This is a genomic window from Thiohalocapsa sp., from assembly GCF_019695415.1.
Classification (GTDB): domain Bacteria; phylum Pseudomonadota; class Gammaproteobacteria; order Chromatiales; family Chromatiaceae; genus Thiohalocapsa.
In genome coordinates this window covers 1-3,210 of record NZ_JAIFKJ010000485.1, presented here as the reverse complement: position 1 = coordinate 3,210, position 3,210 = coordinate 1, and the positions used below count along the sequence as shown (strand labels likewise).

2 protein-coding genes and 1 pseudogene are annotated in these 3,210 nt (G+C 69.0%); 1 reads left to right on the top strand and 2 read right to left on the bottom strand.

All coding sequences use genetic code 11. The features are described from left to right. Both I6U14_RS13535 and I6U14_RS13530 read right to left on the bottom strand, forming a co-directional pair. Positions 1 to 292, bottom strand: a pseudogene (locus tag I6U14_RS13535) (hypothetical protein); the annotation flags it as partial. Between the two features lie 60 nt (positions 293 to 352). Next, positions 353 to 1,051 (bottom strand): pirin family protein, encoded by a 699-nt coding sequence (locus tag I6U14_RS13530; RefSeq protein WP_296900048.1) that lies wholly within the window; start codon positions 1,049 to 1,051, stop codon positions 353 to 355. A gap of 389 nt (positions 1,052 to 1,440) precedes the next feature. Between I6U14_RS13530 and I6U14_RS13525 the strand changes: the two genes are divergently transcribed. Beyond that, positions 1,441 to 3,210: hybrid sensor histidine kinase/response regulator (locus tag I6U14_RS13525; RefSeq protein ID WP_296900047.1), on the top strand; the 1,770-nt coding region annotated here is incomplete at its 3' end.

Genomic DNA, 3,210 nt, shown 5'->3' with positions numbered 1-3,210 from the left:
GGCGCTGCGCCGGCGGGGTGGGGGCGTGGGAAAGCGTGGCGTGGGTGCTGTGGAGGGCCTGCGTGGCCGCGTCCGGCGACGTGACCGCCGCCTGATTCCAGTGGGCGTGCAGGGGGGCGTCGGCGACGGGCACGGCCGCCACCGGCTCGGACGGCGCCGGAGAGGGGTCCTCCTGCGCGGGCAGCAGCGTCGGGACGGCTGCCAGCAGCCAGGTGGCAAGCAGCGCGGCGAAAGCCGGCACCCGGCGCGGAATCCGGCGAGACACAAGCCGCGGGAAAGGAGCGCTTGGCACGATCAGGAACCTCTCAGCGTCTGGCTTGGCAGGCCGCAGGAGCCTTGGGGGGGATACGAGTTAAGGCAGATCAAACAGCAGCGCCTCGCCCGCGTCGACACCCTCGATGGTCACTTGCTCGCCGGTATCGATGCGTGCGCCGTCACCAGCCCCGAGCTCCACACCGTTGACCCGCACCCGGCCGCGGGCGACATGAACATAACCCTGCCGATCGGCAGCCAGCTGGTGGCTGACGGCGGTGCCGTCCGCCGGCAGCGTGCCGTAAAGCAGCGCGTCTTGGTGCGTCTCAATACTCCCGTCGCGGCCGTCCGGCGACACCAGCAGTGCAAGCCGGTTACGCTTGGCTGCCACGGGAAAGGTCTCCTGCGCATAGCGCGGTGTCGCGCCGCGCTTGTTCGGCAGGAGCCAAATCTGCAATAGGTGCACCGACTCCGTGGCTGAGGGATTGTACTCACTGTGGCGCACGCCGGTGCCGGCGGCCATGTACTGGACCTCGCCTGCCTTGATCACCGAGCCGTTGCCCATGCTGTCCTTGTGCTCCAATGCACCGTCGAGGACGTAGGTGACGATTTCCATGTCCTCATGCCCATGGGTCGGAAAGCCGCCGCCGGGGGCAATACGATCGTCGTTGATGACCCGGAGGTTTGAAATCCCCATGTGCGCCGGGTCGTAGTAACTGGAGAAGGAAAAGGTATGCCAGGTATCGAGCCAGCCATGGTTGGCATGACCGCGATCTTCGGCGTGGCGGATGGTGAGCATGGTCGTCTCCGATGATTGTCTTTCGCACCTCACCGAATGTGATGCCACCAACGCTCCGGCACCAGCACGGCGGCCGCACAGCACCGTTGCGGCAGGCGCAAGACGTAAGCATGTCCGCGGTTCACAACGGGCGGTCACCAGCGGGTCGGACGCCGCACGGCTCGTGCGTCAGGCTTTTGCAGCCTGACCCTACCTTTGCTCAGCGCCGACTCCACTCCTGCCACCCGGCCATGCCCAGCGCCCCCGCGCTAGAACCGTCGCCGGCCTCGCGGCTTGCTGTGGAGCCATGCTTTGGGCGCACGGCGGCCGGCTCGAGGCGACCGCAGTCTCGTCATGGGCCGCCAATCGGCAGAAGGATGCGCCCCGCTGACCTTGCTCGACGGCTGTTCATGCTGCTGATCGTTGTGCTCGGCCTTGCTGCATGGGCGGGAGCGGCGGCCGCGCCGCCGGTGATCGCCGTCACAGACGACACGACCCTGCCGCTGCAGGTCGAGCGCATGGAGCTGCTGCGTGACCCGACGCAGCAACTGGACCTTGCGCGGGTCCGCGCCCCGGACATCGCCGCGGGCTTCAAGCCGGCCGCGGCCGATATCCCCAACCTCGGCGTCGGCCGAGATGCCGTCTGGGCGCGGTTTGCCGTGCGCAATGCCACCGACGCCCCCTTGTCGCTGCTGCTCACGCTGGCGGATGCCCGCATCGCGCACGTCGCCTTCTGGGCGTTGGACAGCAGCGGCCAGGTCCTCGCCCAGCGCCGCGACGGCCGCTTCGCCGATCCCGGCGAGCGCGACCGCTCGCACCGCTGGTTCCTGTTCGATCTGCCGCTGGCGGCCGATGCGACGGCCACGGTTTTTCTGCGCGTCGTCAGCGACACCGGCCGCCGGCTGGATCTGCAACTCACCGACCACACGCACCTCGCCGCCGCAGACCGGGCAGCCTTCGGATGGCTCGGCCTGTTCTTCGGTGCCCTGCTGTTCATGCTGGCGTACAACCTGTTGCTGTTACTTCAGCTCCGCGACCCAGCTTACCTGTGGCTGTGCTGCGTCATCGCCGGCGGCATTATTTGGGTCGCGGCGCGGGAAGGTCTGCTGACGACGCTCCTCTGGCGGGTCTGGCCAGACGGGCTGTCCGGCATCGACATCGGTCCAGCGCTGGCCTTCATCGGCATCTTCTTGTTTCCGGTAGCCTACCTGCGCATGGCACAACGCACACCGCGCTTGGCGCGGGTGCATTCGGCGCTCGCGATCTTCGCCCTCAGCTTGCCCGTGCTGTCCATCTGGGCGCCGCAGGCGAGCTATGCCTTGATCTCCGCGCTCGCCGCGATCTGCGCCCCGGTTTCGGTGGTGGCCGGACTCCTGCTGATCCGCGGGCAAACCCGAGCCGCCGCCTGGTACCTGGCAAGCTGGCTGCCGATGTTCGTTGCCATGCTCCTGCTGCCGCCGATGAACTACGGCCTGCTGCCCGCGTGGACGCCCATTTGGGGGCTGACCTATGTCGGGCTGCTGTTCATGCTGCTGCTGCTCTCGGTGGCCCAGGCGGATCGGGTCAACGAGCTGCGCCGGCACGCCGAGCGGGCGCAAGCGGCGCTGCTGCGCAACGAGCAAAGGCTCACCGAGCTGGTGGACGAGCGCACCCGCGAGCTCGCCACGGCACGCGACCGCGCCGAGGCGGCGAGCCGCGCCAAGACCCAGTTCCTCGCCAACATGAGCCACGAGCTGCGAACGCCCCTCAATGCCATGCTCGGCGGCGTGGACCTGCTCAGGCGCTCCCCCGGGCTCGGCCCCGAGGAGCAGCAGCAGTGCGGCCTGATCCAGCGCGGCGGCCAGCACCTGCTGCGCCTGATCGATGACCTGCTGGATAACGCCCGACTCGAGCACGGTCGGCTGCGGCCGGTGCTCGGGACCCTGGCGCTGCGGCCGATGCTGGATGACCTCGCTGCGGTGACCCACCGCCACGCAGAGGCGCGCGGCCTGGGCTTCCGTGCAGACTTCGCACCGGACTTGCCGGAGCTCATCCGCACCGATGGCCGCCGGCTGCGCCAGGTGCTGCACCACCTGCTGGACAACGCCGTCAAGGACCCCGATACGGGCAGCGTGCGCTTCCACGCCGACCTCGATCCGGGGCGGCCGGTGTCCGCCGCAGGAGCCACGCTGACACTGCCG